At 64.9% G+C, this 19,083-nt stretch carries 23 protein-coding genes; 9 read left to right on the top strand and 14 right to left on the bottom strand.

The window, feature by feature from the left end:
- The first annotated feature begins 105 nt into the window (after nt 1-105).
- On the top strand, nt 106-678 hold the full coding sequence (locus tag QYL93_RS11275; protein WP_305743724.1) for a cytochrome c5 family protein: 573 nt from the start codon (nt 106-108) through the stop codon (nt 676-678).
- 57 nt (nt 679-735) lie between these two features.
- Here the strand turns inward: QYL93_RS11275 and QYL93_RS11280 are convergent, their stop codons facing one another.
- Genes QYL93_RS11280 through QYL93_RS11290 form a run of 3 tightly spaced genes read right to left on the bottom strand, consistent with a single transcriptional unit; the run spans nt 736 to nt 2,749 of the window.
- Nucleotides 736-1,269, bottom strand: a complete 534-nt coding sequence (locus QYL93_RS11280) for a DUF2946 family protein (RefSeq protein ID WP_305743725.1) — start codon at nt 1,267-1,269, stop codon at nt 736-738.
- Entirely contained in the window at nt 1,262-2,287 is a 1,026-nt protein-coding gene (locus QYL93_RS11285) for a YheT family hydrolase (protein ID WP_305743726.1), read from the bottom strand. Before QYL93_RS11285 ends, QYL93_RS11280 begins: the two co-directional genes overlap by 8 nt.
- Nucleotides 2,288-2,299: 12 nt before the next feature.
- Entirely contained in the window at nt 2,300-2,749 is a 450-nt protein-coding gene (locus QYL93_RS11290) for a nuclear transport factor 2 family protein (RefSeq protein WP_057203537.1), read from the bottom strand.
- A gap of 380 nt (nt 2,750-3,129) precedes the next feature.
- Here QYL93_RS11290 and QYL93_RS11295 point away from each other — a divergent pair, with 380 nt between their 5' ends.
- The 3 genes from QYL93_RS11295 (at nt 3,130) to QYL93_RS11305 (ending at nt 4,790) form a co-directional block, all read left to right on the top strand.
- Nucleotides 3,130-3,423: a DUF4148 domain-containing protein gene (locus QYL93_RS11295; RefSeq protein ID WP_305743727.1), complete on the top strand. Its 294-nt coding sequence runs from the start codon at nt 3,130-3,132 to the stop codon at nt 3,421-3,423.
- Nucleotides 3,424-3,483: 60 nt separating this feature from the next.
- Nucleotides 3,484-3,777, top strand: a complete 294-nt coding sequence (locus tag QYL93_RS11300; protein WP_305743728.1) for a DUF4148 domain-containing protein — start codon at nt 3,484-3,486, stop codon at nt 3,775-3,777.
- A 218-nt stretch (nt 3,778-3,995) separates the two neighbouring features.
- Complete coding sequence (locus QYL93_RS11305) at nt 3,996-4,790, top strand: hypothetical protein (RefSeq protein WP_305743729.1); 795 nt, start codon at nt 3,996-3,998, stop codon at nt 4,788-4,790.
- 65 nt (nt 4,791-4,855) lie between these two features.
- On the opposite strand, the gene QYL93_RS11310 is transcribed toward QYL93_RS11305, so the two are convergent.
- The 9 genes from QYL93_RS11310 to QYL93_RS11350 all read right to left on the bottom strand — a co-directional run bounded on the left by QYL93_RS11310 (nt 4,856) and on the right by QYL93_RS11350 (nt 12,030).
- Nucleotides 4,856-5,272: a F0F1 ATP synthase subunit epsilon gene (locus tag QYL93_RS11310; protein WP_057203545.1), complete on the bottom strand. Its 417-nt coding sequence runs from the start codon at nt 5,270-5,272 to the stop codon at nt 4,856-4,858.
- A 78-nt stretch (nt 5,273-5,350) separates the two neighbouring features.
- The gene (gene atpD / locus QYL93_RS11315; protein ID WP_305743730.1) at nt 5,351-6,757 is read right to left on the bottom strand and encodes a F0F1 ATP synthase subunit beta; all 1,407 of its coding nucleotides are present in this window, start codon (nt 6,755-6,757) and stop codon (nt 5,351-5,353) included.
- Between the two features lie 33 nt (nt 6,758-6,790).
- Nucleotides 6,791-7,657 (bottom strand): F0F1 ATP synthase subunit gamma, encoded by an 867-nt coding sequence (atpG, locus tag QYL93_RS11320; RefSeq protein WP_305743731.1) that lies wholly within the window; start codon nt 7,655-7,657, stop codon nt 6,791-6,793.
- A gap of 18 nt (nt 7,658-7,675) precedes the next feature.
- Nucleotides 7,676-9,229 (bottom strand): F0F1 ATP synthase subunit alpha, encoded by a 1,554-nt coding sequence (gene atpA, locus QYL93_RS11325; protein ID WP_057203533.1) that lies wholly within the window; start codon nt 9,227-9,229, stop codon nt 7,676-7,678.
- A gap of 42 nt (nt 9,230-9,271) precedes the next feature.
- On the bottom strand, nt 9,272-9,814 hold the full coding sequence (locus tag QYL93_RS11330; RefSeq protein ID WP_305743732.1) for a F0F1 ATP synthase subunit delta: 543 nt from the start codon (nt 9,812-9,814) through the stop codon (nt 9,272-9,274).
- A gap of 10 nt (nt 9,815-9,824) precedes the next feature.
- Nucleotides 9,825-10,295 carry a F0F1 ATP synthase subunit B gene (locus QYL93_RS11335; protein WP_007847746.1) on the bottom strand — a complete coding sequence of 157 codons (471 nt, stop codon included), beginning with the start codon at nt 10,293-10,295 and terminating at the stop codon, nt 9,825-9,827.
- A gap of 34 nt (nt 10,296-10,329) precedes the next feature.
- Entirely contained in the window at nt 10,330-10,599 is a 270-nt protein-coding gene (gene atpE, locus QYL93_RS11340; protein ID WP_007847749.1) for a F0F1 ATP synthase subunit C, read from the bottom strand.
- 59 nt (nt 10,600-10,658) lie between these two features.
- Complete coding sequence (atpB, locus tag QYL93_RS11345; RefSeq protein ID WP_305743733.1) at nt 10,659-11,537, bottom strand: F0F1 ATP synthase subunit A; 879 nt, start codon at nt 11,535-11,537, stop codon at nt 10,659-10,661.
- A 19-nt stretch (nt 11,538-11,556) separates the two neighbouring features.
- On the bottom strand, nt 11,557-12,030 hold the full coding sequence (locus tag QYL93_RS11350) for an ATP synthase subunit I (RefSeq protein WP_305743734.1): 474 nt from the start codon (nt 12,028-12,030) through the stop codon (nt 11,557-11,559).
- 271 nt (nt 12,031-12,301) lie between these two features.
- Here QYL93_RS11350 and QYL93_RS11355 point away from each other — a divergent pair, with 271 nt between their 5' ends.
- From QYL93_RS11355 to QYL93_RS11375, 5 genes are all read left to right on the top strand, one after another.
- On the top strand, nt 12,302-12,622 hold the full coding sequence (locus QYL93_RS11355) for a YbeD family protein (protein ID WP_305743735.1): 321 nt from the start codon (nt 12,302-12,304) through the stop codon (nt 12,620-12,622).
- Nucleotides 12,623-12,683: 61 nt separating this feature from the next.
- The gene (gene lipB, locus QYL93_RS11360; RefSeq protein ID WP_305743813.1) at nt 12,684-13,322 is read left to right on the top strand and encodes a lipoyl(octanoyl) transferase LipB; all 639 of its coding nucleotides are present in this window, start codon (nt 12,684-12,686) and stop codon (nt 13,320-13,322) included.
- Nucleotides 13,323-13,336: 14 nt separating this feature from the next.
- Complete coding sequence (lipA, locus tag QYL93_RS11365) at nt 13,337-14,317, top strand: lipoyl synthase (RefSeq protein WP_057203528.1); 981 nt, start codon at nt 13,337-13,339, stop codon at nt 14,315-14,317.
- A 30-nt stretch (nt 14,318-14,347) separates the two neighbouring features.
- Nucleotides 14,348-15,052 carry an AraC family transcriptional regulator gene (locus QYL93_RS11370; RefSeq protein ID WP_305743736.1) on the top strand — a complete coding sequence of 235 codons (705 nt, stop codon included), beginning with the start codon at nt 14,348-14,350 and terminating at the stop codon, nt 15,050-15,052.
- Nucleotides 15,053-15,119: 67 nt separating this feature from the next.
- Nucleotides 15,120-15,953 carry a DMT family transporter gene (locus QYL93_RS11375; protein ID WP_305743737.1) on the top strand — a complete coding sequence of 278 codons (834 nt, stop codon included), beginning with the start codon at nt 15,120-15,122 and terminating at the stop codon, nt 15,951-15,953.
- Between the two features lie 34 nt (nt 15,954-15,987).
- Here the strand turns inward: QYL93_RS11375 and QYL93_RS11380 are convergent, their stop codons facing one another.
- Entirely contained in the window at nt 15,988-17,253 is a 1,266-nt protein-coding gene (locus tag QYL93_RS11380; protein ID WP_305743738.1) for an MFS transporter, read from the bottom strand.
- A gap of 55 nt (nt 17,254-17,308) precedes the next feature.
- The gene (ptsP, locus tag QYL93_RS11385) at nt 17,309-19,066 is read right to left on the bottom strand and encodes a phosphoenolpyruvate--protein phosphotransferase (protein ID WP_305743739.1); all 1,758 of its coding nucleotides are present in this window, start codon (nt 19,064-19,066) and stop codon (nt 17,309-17,311) included.
- Nucleotides 19,067-19,083: the final 17 nt, after the last annotated feature.

Below are 19,083 nucleotides of genomic sequence, written 5' to 3' on the forward strand. Positions count from 1 at the left end.
TGCGCCTTTCAGCGCGCAGGTCGCGCGCGCTTCAGGGCCCGGGGGCCCCGGCAGATATAATTGAAGGTTGATTGCATCAAAGCCCCACGATAACCCGAGGAAGTCATGAGCGACACCCACCACGAAGAAGCCCATACCGGCCCGATCAAGAACCCCAAGCAGTTGCTGATCGCGGTACTTGCCTCGTTTGTGATTCCGATTTTTGCCATCATTGGCCTGGTCCTGTACGTCACCTCGGACAACAAGCCGGCCGCTGGCGCGGTAGACACCCAGAAGGCGACCGCCGCGCGCATCCAGAAGGTCGGCATGGTCGAAGTGCGCGACGCCAACCGGCCGCTGGCCAATGGCGAAGCCGTCTACAAGGCCCAATGCGCCGCTTGCCACGCCACGGGCGCAGCAGGTGCGCCGAAGTTCGGCGATGCCGCGGCCTGGTCGGCCCGCATCAAGACCGGCTTTGAAACGCTGGTGCAGTCGGCCCTCAAGGGCAAAGGCGCGATGGCTCCCCAGGGTGGCGGCGACTTCAGCGACACCGAAATCGCGCGCGCCGTGGCCTTCATGGCCAATGCTGGCGGCGCCAAGTTCGAAGAGCCTGCCGCCCCTGCGGCTGCAGCCTCCGCTGCAGGCGATGGCGCATCGGTTGCCGCAGCAGCACCTGCTGCCTCTGCTGCATCCCAGTAAGCGCCCTGCGCGCACGTAAAAAAGCCGACCCCGCGAGGTCGGCTTTTTTGTGGCAAGTCAGGCAGGGATGGCGTGCCGCGCTGCCGGGCTGCGCACAAAGCCATAGCGGGCCGGCAGCTCCTCGGCCTGCACCTCCACCGGTGTCCAGCGCCCCTGCTCCACCGCGTCGGCGGCCAGGCCCACGTCCAGGGTATGCACGAGTCCCAGGCCCAGGGGCGTGGCCAGGTAGACCCGGCCTTCGGCATCGAGCAGGCATTGCTCCACTGTGGTGGTCTTGCCCGTGTGGGAGGTCACTGAACCATCGGTCGCCAGGCGCCAGACCAGCGGCGTGGCTTCGAGCTCCACGTACACACGCTGCGGTCCGTTCTGGAAGAACCACTGCCCCGCTTCGTCAGCCTCGTAGTTGCGGTGGATGAAGTCGATCAGCTTTTCGTGCTGCAGCAACGAGCCCTTCGCCTGCGGGAACGGGCCCGCCGCCTGGGTGCGGTCATCGCGCATGTACCAGCGCCCGCGCGCATCCAGCCCTAGCCAGCCATAGCAGTCGGGTACGTTGGGCCATTTGGCCAAGGCCTGTTTGACGATGTCATCCATGCCGCGATTGTGCCCCCGCGCCGGAATTTTCCGTGTCAGCCTGCGCCGCGAGCCAGGCGCCCACGGTGTCCGGCATGGCGCGCACATGGCCGGGCAGGCGCCCCTTGGCAAAGCCCACGTGGCCGCCATGCGCCGGCTGCCAGAGGGTGACGCAGGGGCCCACCTCGCTCACCCTTGGCAGGCTGCTGGCCGGAACGAAGGGGTCGTTGCGCGCATTCACCACCAGGGCCGGGATGCGGATGCGGTGCAGCATCGGCTTGGCCGAAGCCCGCAGCCAGTAGTCCTCGGTGTTGCGAAAGCCATGCACCGGCGCGGTGAAGACGTTGTCGAATTCGTACAGGTCGCGCGCCGCCAGCAGGGCCTGGCGGTCGAACAGGCCTGGGTGCTGGGCCAGCTTCTGCAAGGCCTTGGGGACCAGACTGCGCATGAACATGCGGGTGTAGACCTGCCGGTTGAAGCCACGCCCGATGGCATGCCCGCCGGCGACCAGGTCGATGGGCGAGCACACCGCCGCCACGGCATCGGCACTGCGGCCGGCCTCCTCGCCCAACTCGGCGGCCCAGCGCAGCAGCGCATTGCCGCCGAGCGACACGCCGGCAGCCATCAGCGGGCCTTCGTGGCCAGCACGCAGGCGCTGCAGCATCCAGCCGATCTCGGCATGGTCACCCGAGTGGTAGGCGCGCGGGGCCCAGTTGATCTCGCCGCTGCAGCCACGGAAATGCGGCAACGCGCAGGCCCAGCCGCACTCGCGCGCAAGGTCGGCAAAGGCCTCGCTGTAGTGGCTGCGCGAGGAGCCTTCCAGGCCATGGAACACCACCAGCAGCGGGCGCTTCGTGCCCGGCGCCACCCCATCGTCCAGGAAGTCCACATCCACGAAATCACCGTCGGGCGTGTCCCAGCGCTCGCGCCGGTAGGGCGGCGGCACGCCGAACGCGCGGCGCGAGTACAGCGCGGGCCAGATGGTCTGCAGCTGCCCGCCGGGCAGCCACCGCGGGGCCGTGTAGTGCAGGGAGTGCATGGGAGACACGCGTCAATGCAGCACCGGTTGCTGCGCCTGCATGGCCTGCACGTCCTCCACCACGCCCGCGCTGGCGTGGTGCACCACCAGACGCCAGCCCTGGGGGGTCTTGTGGTACACGTTGGTGGCGATCACGATGGCCCGGTGCATGCCGTCGGGCAGCATCACCTCCACATGCTCGGCCACGCTGTGCACCGCGCTGGACAGGGCCTGCACGCGGCGTACCTGGGTCGGCCGGGCACGCACTGTGCCGTTGGCAAACATGGCTTCGAACGCCGTGCGGATGGCGCCCGCTCCCACGAGCCGGGGGCCACCCGGGTGCACGCAGACGATGTCCTCTTCGTCGGCCCAGCACGACATCAGCAGTTCGATGTCGCCGCGCTGGAGCGCGTCGTAAAAAGCGGCTTCGGTCTCATCCGAAGAACCGCCCTGGGTGGCTGCGGTGGGTCGTGCACGTGGCATGGGCAAAAAATGGGATGGTGGGCGTGCGCCTATTGTGCGCGGTCCGCTGCCGCAGTGGCTGGACCTACATGGAACCACCGTGGACAGCCTCTGCTCGACCTCCACCATCGTCCCGATTTTCGCTACGGGTTTGCATGTACCCAGACCCAGGGAGCGCCCGCTCGTTCCATTGAGGCCCGGGTAAACCCTTTAAAGTTCCTTCGGTATTGTTTCCAATACTGGAACAGTTAGTTCGCGACTGGGTGGTTTTTCTTTGATCACCCACGGCGTACAGTTCAACCCATCGATGAGCCGAACCCGCAAGGCGACTCACCGAACCCGGTTCGAAGTTGCTTTTGCTCCGGTTTTTATGAGCCGCTTTTACTTTTAAGGATTTCATCATGAACACGACCGCACGTTTCCTCTCCATCGCCGCTGTTGCCGCTTTCGCTTCTTTCGGTGCCCAAGCCGATGAAGCCGATGCTTCGCAATTCGCCACGAAGTTTGACACCAACCGCACCCGCGCCGAAGTGGCTGCTGAAGCCGCTACCGTGGCACAGACCCGCAGCATCGAACCCGCTGGTTCGCGTGTGGTGACCTACAAGTCCACGGCTGACCGCGCTGCCGTGCGTGCCCAGGCTGCCGATGCCGTGCGCACCGGCCAGATCTCTTCCGGCGAAATCGGCGCGCTGTAAGCCGCCCCGGATTGAACCGCCACCCTGCCCAATCAAATTAGTCAAAGAATCGAGATCACCATGAACAAGACCGCACGTTTCCTCTCCATCGCCGCTGTGGCTGCTTTCTCCGCTTTCGGTGCCCACGCTGACGAAGCCGACGGCTCGCAGTTCGCCACGAAGTTTGAAACCCAACGCACCCGTGCCGAAGTGGCTGCTGAAGCTGCTACCGTGGCACAGACGCGCAGCATCGAGCCCGCTGGTTCGCGCGTTGTGACCTACAAGTCGACGGCGGACCGCGCCGCCGTGCGTGCCGCTGCTGCCGACGCTGTTCGCACCGGCCAGATCCCTTCGGGCGAAATCAGCGCCATGTAATTTGCAAGGCAAAGCTGCAGACCGCACTGCAGCCACCCTGCACAAGCCGAGACCTCGCAAGAGGCCTCGGCTTTTTTCATGGGCAATCGCACAGGCAGCGGTAAGTGAAGGCTCACCCTGTGCCCCGCACACCCCCAGCGGCGACCCGGTCACAATGCACAGGCCTGCAACTTGCCCCCATGCCCTGGATGCCCGCCTACCAATCCATCGACCACATCATGCTGCGCCTGACCAACGCAGAGCCATTGTTCGACCTGTTCAGCCGCGTGTTCGGTCTGCCCGTGGCCTGGCCCCTGCAGCACGCCGCTTTCGCGACCTACGGCTGGGTGCATGCGGGCAACACGGACCTCGAATTCTGGGCCGCAACCTCCAATGCCGATCTTCCCGAACATGCACAGCCACCGCTCATCCACGGCTTCGCGCTGGAGCCCGCCCTGCCCTTGCCACAAGCGCTGGAGCGCACAGCGGCTGCAGGCATCGCCAGCAAGCCCGCCCGTACCTTCCAGTCCCCCAATGCACAAGGCGAAGTGGTCACAAACTTCACCAATGCCGTCGTGCCCGATGTATCCGCGCCGAGCTGCTGCATTTTCTTCTGTGAGTGGAATCCTCGCGCGGCCATCTATCCCTGGGACGAAGCAGCCACGCCTGTACAACGCCGCAGGGCGCACAGGCAGGCGCTGCAGGAAGCCTATGGGGGCCCCCTGGGACTCATAGGGCTACAGTTGATACGCATGGGCACGCCCGATCTGGGCATGCATCGAAAGCACTGGCAGCGGCTCAGTGGCTCGCCCTCCGGGCAACCGATCATGCTTGCGCCGGGGATCTCGCTGGAACTGGTTCCCGCCGAGCAGTTGCGGATCGAGTCACTCACGTTCAGCGTGCACTCGCTGGCCACGGCACGCATGTTCCTGGCGAGTCGCCAGTTGCTGCAGGAGGATACTGGGGACGCGCTGTGGATCGCGTGCGAGGGCCTGCGCATCGGCCTCGTTGAAGGCACGGGCGCGCAGGCATAAAAAAACCCGGCGGGGCCGGGTTTTTTGAACAGATCCGCAAGGATCTGGGGGCTTGCTTGTCTTATTTATTTCTTCTGGCGAAACTTGCGCAGCGCGGCGATCTGGGCGGCCATGACGGCCAGCTCGGACTGGGCCCGGGCCAGGTCGATCTCGCTCTTGGCATTCTTGAGCGCTTCTTCGGCCGATGCCTTGGCAGCATTGGCCTTTTCGTCGTCCAGGTCCTTGCCGCGGATGGCGGTGTCGGACAGCACGGTCACGCGGTTGGGCTGCACTTCCAGAATGCCACCGGCCACGAACACGAATTCTTCGCGGCCGTCGGCCATTTCGATGCGCACCGAACCCGGCTTGATGCGCGTGATCAGCGGGGTGTGGCGGGGAAAGATGCCCAGTTCGCCAGATTCACCCGGCAGCGCGACAAAGCGCGCTTCACCAGAGAAGATGGACTCTTCGGCACTGACCACATCAACATGGATGGTGTTCATCATTGCTCCTAGGAAAAGAGGGGTTGCTTGATTGCACATGAAGGCCGGGCAGCGCGGGGCTGCTCAGCCACCGGGCAATCAGGCCACCTTCTTGGCCTTTTCGAAGGCTTCGTCGATGGTACCGACCATGTAGAACGCCTGTTCTGGAAGGTGATCGCACTCACCGCTGACGATCATCTTGAAACCACGGATGGTTTCCGACAGGGGAACGTACTTGCCTGGCGAGCCCGTGAACACTTCGGCCACGTGGAAAGGCTGCGACAGGAAACGCTGGATCTTGCGCGCGCGGGCCACGGCCAGCTTGTCGTCAGGAGCCAGTTCGTCCATGCCCAGAATGGCGATGATGTCGCGCAGTTCCTTGTAGCGCTGCAGCGTGCCTTGCACCGCGCGGGCCGTGGCGTAGTGGTCTTCGCCCACGACGTTCGGGTCCAGCTGGCGGCTGGTCGAATCCAGCGGGTCCACGGCAGGGTAGATACCCAGCGAGGCGATGTCACGCGAAAGCACCACGGTGGAATCCAAGTGGGCAAAGGTCGTGGCAGGCGAAGGATCGGTCAAGTCATCGGCTGGCACGTAAACGGCCTGGATGGAGGTGATCGAACCGACCTTGGTCGAAGTGATGCGCTCTTGCAGGCGGCCCATTTCTTCGGCCAGCGTAGGCTGGTAGCCCACGGCGGAAGGCATGCGGCCCAGCAGAGCGGACACTTCGGTACCGGCCAGCGTGTAGCGGTAGATGTTGTCCACGAAGAACAGCACGTCACGGCCTTCGTCACGGAAGGACTCGGCGATGGTCAGGCCGGTCAGCGCCACGCGCAGACGGTTGCCTGGGGGCTCGTTCATCTGGCCGTACACCATGGCGACCTTGGACTCTTCGAGCTTCTCCAGGTTCACCACGCCGGAATCGGCCATTTCATGGTAGAAGTCGTTCCCTTCGCGGGTACGCTCGCCCACACCAGCGAACACCGACAGACCCGAGTGGGCCTTGGCGATGTTGTTGATGAGTTCCATCATGTTCACGGTCTTGCCCACGCCGGCGCCACCGAACAGACCCACCTTGCCGCCCTTGGCGAACGGGCACACCAGGTCGATCACCTTGATGCCGGTTTCCAGCAGCTCTTGCGATGGCGACAGTTCGTCGTACGCAGGGGCCTTGCGGTGGATGGATGCCGTCAGTTCCTGGCTCACGGGACCACGTTCGTCGATGGGCGCACCCAGCACGTCCATGATGCGGCCCAGCGTCGCCTTGCCCACGGGCACGGTGATGGCGTTGCCGGTGTTGGTCACCATGAGGCCGCGGCGCAGGCCGTCGGACGAACCCAGCGCAATGGTACGCACTACGCCGTCGCCCAGCTGCTGCTGCACTTCCAGCGTCAGGTTGGAACCTTCGAGCTTCAGAGCGTCGTAAATCTTGGGCATCTGGTCGCGTGGGAACTCAACGTCCACCACCGCGCCAATACATTGAACAATCTTGCCTTGCACTTGAGCCATTTTTCGCTCCAATTTAGATGTTGGTTGAGCTGCTTACACAGCAGCGGCGCCAGCCACGATTTCCGAAAGTTCTTTCGTGATCGCTGCCTGGCGCGTCTTGTTGTAGACCAGCTTCAACTCGCCAATGACGCTGCCGGCGTTGTCGGTGGCGGCCTTCATGGCCACCATGCGTGCCGACTGCTCGGACGCCATGTTTTCCGCAACCGCCTGGTAGATCAGGGACTCGACATAGCGGACCAGCAGATCGTCGATCACGGTCTGTGCATCGGGCTCGTAGATGTAGTCCCAGCCATGCTCGGTCTTCTCGGCCTGCATCTGCTCGGACGACAGGGGGAGCAACCGCTCCACCACCGATTCCTGCTTCATGGTGTTGATGAACTTGGTGTAGCTCAGGTACACCGCGTTGATCTTGCCTTCTGCATAGGCGTCGAGCAGCACCTTCACGGGGCCGATCAGCTTGTCCAGGTGGGGCTTGTCGCCCAGGCCCGTCACGTGCGAAACCACCTTGGCACCGACACGGTTGAGGAAACCCAGGCCCTTGTTGCCGATGGCAACCGCCTCGGTGGACACGCCAGCGCCCTGCAGCTCACGCAGCTTGGCCGTCACGATGCGCAGCACGTTGGTGTTCATGCCACCGCACAGGCCCTTGTCGGTCGTCACCACGATCACGCCGGCCACCTTGGCATCGTTCACTTTCATGAACGGGTGCACGTACTCCGGATTGGCGTGGCCGAGATTGGCTGCAATGTTGCGGATCTTCTCGCTGTAAGGGCGGGCAGCCCGCATCCGTTCCTGCGCCTTGCGCATTTTGGATGCAGCCACCATCTCCATGGCTTTGGTGATCTTCTTGGTGTTTTCCACCGATTTGATCTTGCCGCGTATTTCCTTGCCTGCTGCCATGATGGCTCCTCGTCCGGTTTAAGCGAACGACTTCTTGAACGCGGCGACAGCAGCGGTCAATTCGGCTTCAGCGTCCTTGTCCATGGCCTTGGCCTGTTCCAGCTTGGCCAGCAGTGCGGCGTGGCTGGTCTTCAGGAACTGGTGCAGGCCGTGTTCGAAGTCGAGAACCTTCTTGACGTCGATGTCGTCCATGAAGCCCTTGTTCACAGCGAACAGCGTGGCACCCATCAGCGAGATGGGCAGCGGGCTGTACTGTGCCTGCTTGAGCAGTTCGGTCACGCGGGCACCGCGGTCCAGCTGCTTGCGGGTGGCTTCGTCCAGGTCGGAAGCGAACTGCGCGAACGCAGCCAGTTCACGGTACTGGGCCAAGTCGGTACGGATACCGCCGGACAGGTTCTTCACCAGCTTGGTCTGGGCGGCACCACCGACGCGCGACACCGAGATACCGGCGTTGATGGCGGGGCGGATACCGGCGTTGAACAGGCTGGTTTCCAGGAAGATCTGACCGTCCGTGATCGAGATCACGTTGGTAGGAACGAAGGCGGACACGTCGCCGGCTTGCGTTTCGATGATGGGCAGTGCGGTCAGCGAACCGGTCTTGCCCTTGACTTCACCCTTGGTGAAGGCTTCGACGTAGTCGGCATTCACGCGGGCTGCGCGTTCGAGCAGGCGGCTGTGGAGATAGAACACGTCGCCGGGATAGGCTTCGCGGCCTGGTGGGCGGCGCAGCAGCAGCGAAACCTGGCGGTAAGCCACGGCCTGCTTGGACAGGTCGTCATAAACGATCAGGGCGTCCTGGCCGCGGTCGCGGAAGTATTCGCCCATCGTGCAGCCCGAGTAGGCCGACACGTACTGCATGGCTGCCGATTCGGAGGCCGATGCGGCTACCACGATCGTGTAGTCCATGGCACCGGCTTGTTCCAGCGCGCGCACCACGTTCTTGATGGACGAAGCCTTCTGGCCGATGGCGACGTAGATGCAGCTGACGCCCTGGCCCTTCTGGGCGATGATGGCGTCGATGGCGACAGCCGTCTTGCCGGTCTGGCGGTCACCGATGATCAGCTCGCGCTGACCACGGCCCACAGGCACCATGGAGTCGATGGACTTCAGGCCGGTCTGCAGGGGCTGGTCCACCGATTTACGGGCGATAACGCCCGGAGCGACCTTTTCGATCACGTCGGTGAGCTTGGCGTTGATGGGGCCCTTGCCGTCGATGGGCTGGCCCAGGGCGTTCACCACGCGGCCAATCAGCTCGGGGCCGACCGGCACTTCCAGAATGCGGCCCGTGCACTTGACGGTGTCGCCTTCGGAGATATGTTCGTACTCACCCAGAATCACGGCACCGACGGAGTCGCGCTCGAGGTTCAGGGCCAGGCCGTAGGAGGGCTGGCCGTCCTTGGTGGCAGGGAACTCGAGCATTTCACCGGCCATCACGTCCGACAGGCCGTGCACGCGCACGATACCGTCGGACACGGACACCACGGTACCCTGGTTGCGGATATCGCTGCTGGCGGCCAGACCTTCGATGCGGCTCTTGATGAGTTCAGAAATTTCTGCGGGATTGAGTTGCATGACTCTTTCCTTCTTTCTTTGGTTCGCTGTCCTCGCCGCGCGTTACGCGGTGAGGGCCGCTTTCATTTGTTCAAGACGGGCCTTGACCGAAGTGTCCAGCACCTCGTCACCCACCACTACGCGAATGCCACCGATCAGGGACGCATCCAGCTGAACGGTGAGGTTGAGCTTGCGGCCAAAGCGCTTTTCCAGCGCCGAGCCGACCTCAGCCAGTGCTGCGGCATCCATCGGAAAGGCGCTGTGCACCACGGCGTCCGAAGAGCCGCTGCGGCGATTCACGAGGGCACGAAACTGCGCAGCGACTTCCGGCAGCGCCTGCAGGCGCCCGTTGTCGATGACCGTGCGCAGGAAGTTCTTGGCCGTATCGGACAGCGCCGAACGCGCAACACCCGTGACGACGGCAAACACCTGGTCTGCCGTCACCTTGGGGCTGTCTGCCAGCTGGCGCAACTGGGGGTTGACGGCAATCGCCGCCAGTTCATCGACCCAGTCAGCAGTGCTGGCCAGGTCCATGCCCGCACCCGCAGTAGCGGCCTTGAACAGGGCTTCGGCGTAAGGGCGGGCAATGGTGGCGAGTTCAGCCATGTGTGTCCCCTTACAGCTCGGTCTTCAGGCGGTTGAGCAGGTCGGCGTGAACGCCGGCATTGACTTCCTTGCGGAGAATCTGCTCAGCACCCTTGACGGCCAGCGCAGCCACCTGCTCACGCAGGGCTTCGCGGGCTTGCACCGTTTGCTGCTCGGCTTCGGCACGGGCGGAAGCAACGATCTTGTTGCCCTCTTCCGTGGCGCGTGCCTTGGCTTCTTCGATGATGGCCTGGGCACGTCGGTCGGCGTCCGCAAGACGCGAGGCCGTTTCGTTGCGTGCCTGTGACAGTTCCTTCTCGACGCGCTGGTTGGCAGCGGTCAGTTCGGACTTGGCACGGTCGGCAGCAGCGAGGCCTTCGGCGATTTTCTGGGCTCGTTCATCCAACGCCTTCGCGATCGGGGGCCACACGAATTTCATCGTGAACCACACCAGGATCAGGAAGACGATGGCCTGAATGAACAGGGTCGCGTTGATACTCACGGCAACACCTTTCTAGAGTGGCGTTGAGTGGGAATTACTTGGGCAGGTTGGCCAAGAACGTGGAAGCGAAGGGGTTGGCGAAAGCGAACAGCAGGGCGATGGCCACACCGATCAGGAAAGCCGCATCGATCAGACCGGCCAAGATGAACATCTTGGTTTGCAGTTCGTTGATCAGCTCAGGCTGACGGGCCGACGATTCGAGGAACTTGCCACCCATCAGTGCGATACCGATGGAAGCGCCGATAGCGCCGAGGCCAACGATCAGACCACAAGCCAGAGCGACGAGACCGAGAATGTTTTCCATGATGACTCCTGAGTTAAAAAAAGAAAGGTTGAAAAGGAAAGAGAAACGAAAGGGAACCGTTAGTGCGCGTTGTGCGCCTGACCGAGGTAGATCAGCGCAAGCATCATGAAGATGAAGGCTTGCAACGAGATCACCAGAATGTGGAACAGCGTCCAGATGGTGCCAGCGATGACGTGGCCCACAGGCAGCAGCACACCCGACAGCGACAGTGCAGCCGCACCACCCATCAGGGCGATGAGCATGAACACCAGTTCGCCGGCGTACATGTTGCCGAACAACCGCATGCCATGCGACACGGTGTTGGCGACATATTCAATGACCTGCATCAGCAGGTTGATCACGCCCAGGATCAGGGCGAAGATGGGATTCTTGCTGGTGCCGAACGGGGCCGACACGAGTTCGTGCGCCCAGCCGCCAGCGCCCTTGATCTTCACGCTGTACCAGAAGCGCAGGATCAGGATGGCGAATGCCAGGCCGAGGGTGGTGGACAGATCGGCCGTGGGCACGACGCGCAGGTAGGCGTGGTGCGGGTCGTGGCCGGCAGCGCCGTAGATCTGGGCCCAGATGGCAGGCAGCAGGTCCACCGGCAGCATGTCCATGAAGTTCATCAGGAAGATCCAGACGAACACCACCAGACCCAGGGGAGCGATGAACTTGCGGCTCTCGGCGCTGGGGATGTTGGCCTTGGCCTGGTTGTCCACCATCTCGACCAGCATTTCCACCGCCGCCTGGAAGCGGCCGGGCACGCCGGAGGTCGCCTTACGGGCAGCCGACCACAGGATCAAAAGCGTGAGGGCACCCAGAACCAAACCCACGATGATCGAGTCATAGTTGATGACCGTGAAGTCAACAATCTTGGTCTGGTTGACGTTTTGAAGATGCTGCAGGTGGTGAACGATGTATTCACTTGCAGTCGGAGCGTGCGCTTCTGCGGCCATCGGACAACTCTTCTCTATATCAATCGGTTTTTCGGACACCAGGCCGCACCATGAGTGCGACCCAATACGTTTTCATCGTTACCACCATGCCCGCCAGCAAGGCAAGCCAGACCAGCCCCGGCACGACCCAGGGGGCCACAGCCAGCAGCGCGACGGTGAACACGATCTTGGCTATCTCCCAGCCAAAGAACCCCGCCATGGAGGCGCCTGCATTTCCAGACGCCATCTGGCGCGACATACCGCGGGCGAACAATGCGGCTGGAGCCACCACTGCAAGCGCGCCGTAGGCAGCAGACCAGCCCACTTCGGCCCTGCCCGTCAGCCCCCAGGCCACCAGGCCCACGAGCACGCCGACAAGCGCCTGACCAGCCACCACCTTCCACATCGAGACGGGAGGGTTGCGACTGCGCCACTGGTCCGCTTCCTGCGCGGACAAGGGCTTGAAGTCAGAATCTTCAGCCTCAGTTTCTGTCTCAGGGGCGATTGTTTTCATTGTTGGTAACGCCCATGTTACAGACTGCAAATTTCACAAAGCCTCTAATTATAAGTAAAAACCCGTGGCGAACGACAAAGACCTGCAATCGAGGTCTGAAAGCTGCATGCGCCGGCACCTTTGTGGTGACCCGCCAACGCATCCCATGGCGCCGTGCCCCAGTTATGCACCAAGAAGGCGCGCGTCCGTGTGACAGATCCACGACAGTGCGAAGGGCTTGTCGCACAATGGTCCCGCCTGTACCGCCACCGAAAAATCGAAGCCCCTGCATATGACGTCCTCTCCTTTGCCACCGAACCTCACCATCCTCGACTCGAGCGCTGCGGATGCCCGCAAGGACTCGCTTATCGAGTACCCCTCGCAGTTTCCGATCAAGGTCATGGGCGCCAAGGTGGACGGCTTCGTGCAGGCGGTCACCGAGCTGGCCCACCAGTACGACCCGGGCTTCGACCCCGCCACCATTGAACTGCGCGACAGCAGCAAGGGCAATTACCTCGGAGTTACTGTCACCATCACGGCCACCAGCCGCGAGCAGCTCGACGACCTGTACCGCGCGCTGTCATCGCACCCCCTGGTCAAGGTCGTGCTGTAAGGCCGTGGCCATCGATCTGCGCACGCTCGGGCGGGTGGACTATGCCGCCACGGTGCAGGCCATGCAGGATTACACGGCCACACGCACGGCAGACACGCCCGATGCCCTGTGGCTGTGCGAGCACGACGCGCTCTACACGCAAGGCCTGGCAGGCAAGAGCGACCACCTGCTGAACCCTGGCGCCATTCCGGTCGTGCCCACCAACCGGGGCGGCCAGGTCACTTTCCACGGCCCGGGGCAGGTGGTGGCCTACCCGCTCATCGACCTGCAGCGCGCGGGCTACTACGTCAAGGAATATGTTTACCGGGTGGAAGAAGCGCTGATCCGCACGCTGGCGCACTTTGGCGTCACGGGCCACCGCGTGGCCGGCGCGCCCGGCATCTACGTGCGCCTGGATGACCCGCACAGCCACGCCCTGCTGCCCCAGCGCCCGCAAAAACGCGAAGGCCACGCGGCCCCCGAACCCGACTTCGAGGGCCTCGGGAAGATCGCCGCCTTGGGCATCAAGGTCAGCCGCCACAGCACCTACCACGGCGCTGCGCTGAACGTGGCGATGGACCTGGAACCCTTCGGCCGTATCAACCCTTGCGGCTACGCGGGACTGCGAACCGTGGACCTTTCTACAATCGGGGTCCAAACCACCTGGGAAGAAACCGCGCAGGTGCTGGGCCAGCAGCTCGGCATACGCCTGTCTCCCTGAACCGCCTACAAGCCATGAGCACCACCGACGTCGTCCGCGAAGCGCAGTCCACCGAAGCCTACAACCCGCTGGCCAAGCAGAAGGCTGCGGCCAAGCTGTCGCGCATTCCGATCAAGGTGGAACAGGGCGAAGTGCTCAAGAAGCCCGACTGGATCCGCGTGAAGGCTGGCTCGCCCACCACGCGCTTCTACGAGATCAAGGACATCCTGCGCCAGAACAATCTGCACACGGTGTGCGAAGAGGCCTCCTGCCCCAACATCGGCGAGTGCTTCGGCAAGGGCACAGCCACGTTCATGATCATGGGCGACAAGTGCACCCGCCGCTGCCCCTTCTGCGACGTGGGCCACGGCCGCCCCGACCCGCTGGACAAGGACGAGCCGCTGAACCTGGCCAAGACCATCGCGCAGCTGCGCCTGAAGTACGTGGTGATCACCAGCGTCGACCGAGACGATCTGCGCGACGGCGGCAGCGGCCACTTTGTTGAATGCATCCAGAACATCCGCGAGCTGTCGCCGCTTACGCAGATCGAGATCCTGGTGCCCGACTTCCGCGGTCGCGATGACCGAGCGCTCGAGATCCTCAAGGCCGCGCCGCCCGACGTGATGAACCACAACCTGGAAACCGCGCCGCGCCTGTACAAGGAAGCGCGCCCGGGCTCCGACTACCAGTTCAGCCTGAACCTGCTCAAGAAGTTCAAGGCCCTGCACCCCAAGGTGCCGACCAAGAGCGGCATCATGGTGGGCCTGGGCGAGACGGACGAAGAGATCCTGCAGGTGATGCGTGACATGCGCGCGCACGACATCGACATGCTGACCATCGGCCAGTACCTGTCGCCCAGCAGCAGCCACCTGCCCGTGCGCCGCTATGTGCACCCCGACACCTTCAAGATGTTCGAGCAAGAGGCCTACAAGATGGGCTTCAGTCACGCGGCTGTGGGCGCCATGGTGCGCAGCAGCTACCACGCCGACCAGCAGGCACACGCCGCCGGCGTGTAAGCGCTGCTGCGCCGCCAACGCGCCCACTCCATGGACACCGCCGGCTCGCTCTCGCTGCGCCGGTACGGCCCCTCCCCCGGCAGCCACAGCCATGGGCACTTCCAGGTGCTGCTGGGCCTGGCCGGTGCGCTCGACCTGGAGGTCGACGGACGCGGCATGCGCGTGGCCAGCGGCGGCGGCTGCGTCATCGCGCCCGGTGCACACCACGATTTCGAAGCCAGCGGCGGCAGCCTGTGCCTGGTGCTGGACAGCAGCGACCTGGGCTGGACACACTGCACTGCCCCCACGCTGCAGACGGCTCCACCGCCCCCGGCGCTGACCCTGGCCCGCTACCTCGCCAGCGCCCTGCAGCAAGGCCGCCCCCTGGCCCAGGCCCACGGCCCCGCCCTGCTGCTGGAGGCCTGGCTACCATCCTCCCGGACACCGGCCCCAGCGGAAGATGCCAGTGCACGGCGCCGTGCCATCGACTGGCCGGCGTTGCGCCAATGGGCCGCCCGGCATTGGCACCGGCCGCTGTCGGTGGCGGACATCGCGCAGCAGGTGCACCTGAGCCCCAGCCAGTTCGCTGCGCGCTGCCGCGAGGAGCAAGGCCAGGGCGCCATGGCCTGGCTGCGCAGCCAGCGGCTCGAGCATGCCCAGCTGCTGCGCGCGGGCGGCATGGCCGTGGCCGAGGTGGCACGCCGCACGGGCTACCGCTCGCCATCGGCCCTGACGGCGGCGCTGCGCCGGGGCTGATGCCGGACCGCAGGGCGGCGACGATGCTCCGTCGTTGCGCGATGCCCGGCGCGCTTACAGTGCCCGCATGCAAGCCAATCTCCATGCCCTGGGCGCCATCGCGCTGTGGGCCTCCCTCGCCTCGCTGGGCGTTTCGCTCGCCCATGTGCCCCCGTTCCTGCTGACGGGCATTGCCCTCATCATCGGCAGCCTTCCCGCCTGGCCCTTCGTGCTGCGCGACCCGTCGCAGTGGCGCATTCCACTGCGCACGCTGGCACTGGGTGTGTATGGCCTCTTCGCCTACCACTTCCTGCTGTTCATCGCGCTGCGCAACGCACCGCCGGTGGAGGCCAACCTGGTCAACTACCTGTGGCCGCTGTTCATCGTGGTGCTGTCGCCCGTGGTATTGCCGGGCATCCGGCTGCGCTGGCCGCATGTGCTGGCGGCATTGCTGGGCTTTGGCGGTGCGGCCATCGCCATCGTGGGCGGGCGCGAATTGAGCGGCACGCTGGCCTGGGGCTATGTGCCGGCCTTCGCGGCGGCGCTGATCTGGGCCACCTATTCGCTGTTGACCAAGCGCGTGGCGGCCTTTCCGACCACGGCCATCGGCCTGTTCGGCCTGGTCTCGGGTGCGCTGTCGCTGCTGTGCCACGTGGCGCTGGAGCCTGCGGCCACCCTCGCACCCCGCGACTGGCTGCTGCTGGCCGTGATGGGCCTGGGGCCGCTCGGTGCCTCGTTCTTCCTGTGGGACAAGGCGCTCAAGCTCGGCGATGCGCGGCACATCGGCATCCTGAGCTACATCACGCCGCTGGCCTCGACCGCCTTGCTGATGGTGGTGAGCGGTCGCGCGTTCAGCGGGAGCATCGCGCTGGCCACGGCCTTGATCATCAGTGCGGCCGTCCTCGGCGTACGGACGAAGTAAAGGCCTCCCCGCGCACCCTGCGAGCACCAACGGCTCAAGCCACCCCTGCGGGCACCCCGGCTTGCACGCGCACCCTGCGCAATCGCAGGAAGAGCCAGCCGGTGACGCAGAGGTTCAGCAGGTTCCAGCCGATGCCGTTGAGGAAGGCGGCGTGGTAGCTGCCGGTGACGTCGAAGATAAAGCCCGACAGCCAGCCGCCCAGGGCCATGCCGACGAGCGTGGCCATGATGACGGCGCCGACCCGCACGCTCGCCTGCGCGGGCGCGAAGTGCTCGCGCACGATGATGGCGTAGGTCGGCACGATGCCGCCCTGGAACAGGCCGAACAGCGCGGAGATCACGTACAGCGGCACCAGGCCGTCATAGGGCAGAAACAGCAGCAGGGCGATGCCCTGCAGCGCAGAGCCCAGCAGCAGGGTGCGGATGCCACCGATGCGGTCGCAGACCAGCCCGAAGACCAGCCGGCTCACGATGCCGCAGGCCAGCATGAGCGACAGCATCTGCGCACCCTGGGCGGCGCCGAAGCCCAGATCGGTGCAATAGGCCACGATGTGGACCTGTGGCATGGCCATGGCAACGCAGCACGCCACACCGGCCACGCACAGCAGCGCCATCGCGGCACCCGGCGCGAGGCCGAAGGGACGTGCGTGGTCCACAGCGGCAGCCTGGGCGCCAGCAGCTGCGGCCTGGATGGCCGGCGGGCGCTGGCGCATGCGCAGCGACAGCGCGAGCATGCCCAGGCCGCAGACGACGCCCAGCGCCATGTAGGTCGGCCTCCAGCCGACGGTGTCGACACCGTACTGCACGATGGGCGGCCAGAACGCGCCCGCCACATAGTTGCCGCTGGCGCACACCGCCACCGCAATGCCGCGCCGGCGATTCCACCACAGCGCCGTGTCGGCCAGCAAAGGTGCGAAGGTGGCCGAGCTGCCGATGAAGCCCATCACCGCGTGCGCGAGCCCGAAGGCCCATATGCTGCCGGAAAAGGCCGCGCCGACAAAGCCGCCGAGCACGGCCAGCGCGCCCAGCCAGAGCACGGGCGTGAGGCCATGGCGGTCTGCCAGCCTGCCCGTGAGCAGCCCTCCCAGGCCCAGGCAGACCATCATCAAGGTGTAGGGCAGCGACGCGCTGGCACGGCCGATGCCGAACTCGTTCTGCACGGCAGGGAGCACGACCGACACGACATACATGCTGCTGTTGCCCAGCACCACCAGGCCCAGGGTGACCAGCAGCCGCTGGAAGGCCTGGCGCGAGTCGATGAGGGACGCATCTGCGGGGGCGGCTACCGGGGTATGGGCCAAATCGACCTCCAGCGCTTTTCCAGCGAGCGCTGGCAGCTATTGATTCAAGGGTTTTCTAGGATGCCAGCAAGGCCGCAGGCTCTTCGCCGTCGAGCACCTGCAGCGCCCAGGGTACGAGCTTGCGCGTGTCGGCGCGCAGGATTTCCTGCTTGACGGCAAGGATCTGCGCGGGGTGCATGGAAAAGCTGCGCAGGCCCAGGCCCAGCAGCAGGCGCGTCATGCTCACATCGCCGGCAGTCTCGCCGCAAACGCAGACGCTCTTGCCCTGGCGCTCGCCCTCGGCGATCACATCGGCCACCAGGCGCAGCACGGCCGGGTGCACCGGGTCGTATAGGTGGGCCACCGCCTCGTCGGCCCGGTCGATGGCCAGGGTGTACTGGATCAGGTCGTTGGTGCCGATGGACAGAAAATCGAAGTAGCGCAGGAAGGTGCGCACCATCAGCGCCGCAGCCGGCACCTCGATCATGGCGCCCAGCTGGATCGGGCCGTAGGGCTCGCCCCGGGCGTCGAGCTCGGCGCGCGCCAGGTCCACCTGGGCCAGGGTCTGGTGAATTTCGTTGGTGTGCGCCAGCATGGGGAACAGCAGGTTCACCTTGCCATGCGCCGCGGCACGCAGCACGGCGCGCAGCTGGGTGCGGAACATGGCCGGGTCGGCCAGACTCCAGCGGATGGCGCGCAAGCCCAGTGCTGGGTTCAGGTGCGTGTCCTTGTGGACCTTGTTGTCCAGCGGCTTGTCGGCCCCCACGTCGATGGTGCGGATGGTGACCGGCAGGCCCTGCATGCCGTCCAGGGCCTCGCGGTAGGCGCGGTACTGCTCGTCCTCGCCCGGCAGGTTGCCGGTGCGCCCCATGAACAAGAATTCACTGCGGAACAGGCCCACACCCACGGCGCCGGCGCGCACCGCACCCACGGCATCGCCGGGCTGCTCGATGTTGGCCAGCAGTTCGATGCGGTGCCCGTCGATGGTGACGGCCGGCGTGTGCCGCAGGCGCGACAGGCGCTCGCGTTCGAGCTCGGTCTGGCGCTGGCGAAAGCCGTATTCGGCCAGGATGATGGGCGAGGGGTCGACGATGATCACGCCGGCATCGCCGTCGATGATGACCCAGTCGTCCTGGCGCACCAGCTGGCTGGCCGCGCGCGCGCCGACAACGGCGGGAATGTCCATGCTGCGCGCGACGATGGCGGTGTGAGATGTCTTGCCGCCCACGTCGGTCACGAAGCCGGCAAACACGCTCTGCTTGAATTGCAGCATGTCGGCTGGCGACAGGTCATGCGCCACCAGCACCAGGGGTACGTCCACCGTGTCGTCGAGCAGCAGATCCTGCTGGGTCTTGCGGCGCGGGCTGCTGGCGGGTGGCGCCACGGGGCTGGCCACGCCCTTCATGTAGCGCAGGATGCGCTCGACCACCTGCTCCAGGTCGGCCTTGCGCTCGCGCAGGTACTCGTCCTCCATCTCGTCGAACTGGCGCGCAATCACTTCGAGCTGGGTGGTGAGCGCCCACTCTGCGTTGTACAGGCGCTCGGTGATCCAGTGCTTGACGCCGCCCGTGAGGGCCTCGTCCTGCAGCAGCATCAGGTGCACGTCGAGCAGCGCGGTGAGCTCGTGCGGAGCGTCGGCGGGCATGTCGGTCTGCAGGCGCTGCAGCTCCTCGACCACCGCATTGCGGCCCTGGCGCACGCGCTCGATCTCGGCCGGTATCTGCTCGGGCTGGATGAAGTAGTGGGCCACGTCCACGCGGCTCGATGCCACGAGCACGGCACGGCCGATGGCAATGCCGCGCGCCACCGCCAGACCGTGAACGGCAAAGGTCATCGCAATTCCCTTTCTTC

Source organism: Acidovorax sp. A1169 (assembly GCF_030704685.1).
GTDB lineage: Bacteria > Pseudomonadota > Gammaproteobacteria > Burkholderiales > Burkholderiaceae_C > Acidovorax.

Coding starts and splice junctions, on each gene's coding strand:
- QYL93_RS11305 (WP_305743729.1), top strand. CDS start 3,996: ATGCTGCGCCTGACCAACGCAGAGCCATTGTTCGACCTGTTCAGCCGC.
- QYL93_RS11310 (WP_057203545.1), bottom strand. CDS start 5,272: ATGAACACCATCCATGTTGATGTGGTCAGTGCCGAAGAGTCCATCTTC.
- QYL93_RS11275 (WP_305743724.1), top strand. CDS start 106: ATGAGCGACACCCACCACGAAGAAGCCCATACCGGCCCGATCAAGAAC.
- QYL93_RS11290 (WP_057203537.1), bottom strand. CDS start 2,749: ATGCCACGTGCACGACCCACCGCAGCCACCCAGGGCGGTTCTTCGGAT.
- atpG (WP_305743731.1), bottom strand. CDS start 7,657: ATGGCAGCAGGCAAGGAAATACGCGGCAAGATCAAATCGGTGGAAAAC.
- QYL93_RS11375 (WP_305743737.1), top strand. CDS start 15,120: ATGCAAGCCAATCTCCATGCCCTGGGCGCCATCGCGCTGTGGGCCTCC.
- atpE (WP_007847749.1), bottom strand. CDS start 10,599: ATGGAAAACATTCTCGGTCTCGTCGCTCTGGCTTGTGGTCTGATCGTT.
- QYL93_RS11295 (WP_305743727.1), top strand. CDS start 3,130: ATGAACACGACCGCACGTTTCCTCTCCATCGCCGCTGTTGCCGCTTTC.
- QYL93_RS11280 (WP_305743725.1), bottom strand. CDS start 1,269: ATGGATGACATCGTCAAACAGGCCTTGGCCAAATGGCCCAACGTACCC.
- QYL93_RS11355 (WP_305743735.1), top strand. CDS start 12,302: ATGACGTCCTCTCCTTTGCCACCGAACCTCACCATCCTCGACTCGAGC.
- atpB (WP_305743733.1), bottom strand. CDS start 11,537: ATGGCCGCAGAAGCGCACGCTCCGACTGCAAGTGAATACATCGTTCAC.
- QYL93_RS11300 (WP_305743728.1), top strand. CDS start 3,484: ATGAACAAGACCGCACGTTTCCTCTCCATCGCCGCTGTGGCTGCTTTC.
- ptsP (WP_305743739.1), bottom strand. CDS start 19,066: ATGACCTTTGCCGTTCACGGTCTGGCGGTGGCGCGCGGCATTGCCATC.
- QYL93_RS11285 (WP_305743726.1), bottom strand. CDS start 2,287: ATGCACTCCCTGCACTACACGGCCCCGCGGTGGCTGCCCGGCGGGCAG.
- atpA (WP_057203533.1), bottom strand. CDS start 9,229: ATGCAACTCAATCCCGCAGAAATTTCTGAACTCATCAAGAGCCGCATC.
- atpD (WP_305743730.1), bottom strand. CDS start 6,757: ATGGCTCAAGTGCAAGGCAAGATTGTTCAATGTATTGGCGCGGTGGTG.
- QYL93_RS11330 (WP_305743732.1), bottom strand. CDS start 9,814: ATGGCTGAACTCGCCACCATTGCCCGCCCTTACGCCGAAGCCCTGTTC.
- lipA (WP_057203528.1), top strand. CDS start 13,337: ATGAGCACCACCGACGTCGTCCGCGAAGCGCAGTCCACCGAAGCCTAC.
- lipB (WP_305743813.1), top strand. CDS start 12,684: ATGCAGGATTACACGGCCACACGCACGGCAGACACGCCCGATGCCCTG.
- QYL93_RS11350 (WP_305743734.1), bottom strand. CDS start 12,030: ATGAAAACAATCGCCCCTGAGACAGAAACTGAGGCTGAAGATTCTGAC.
- QYL93_RS11370 (WP_305743736.1), top strand. CDS start 14,348: ATGGACACCGCCGGCTCGCTCTCGCTGCGCCGGTACGGCCCCTCCCCC.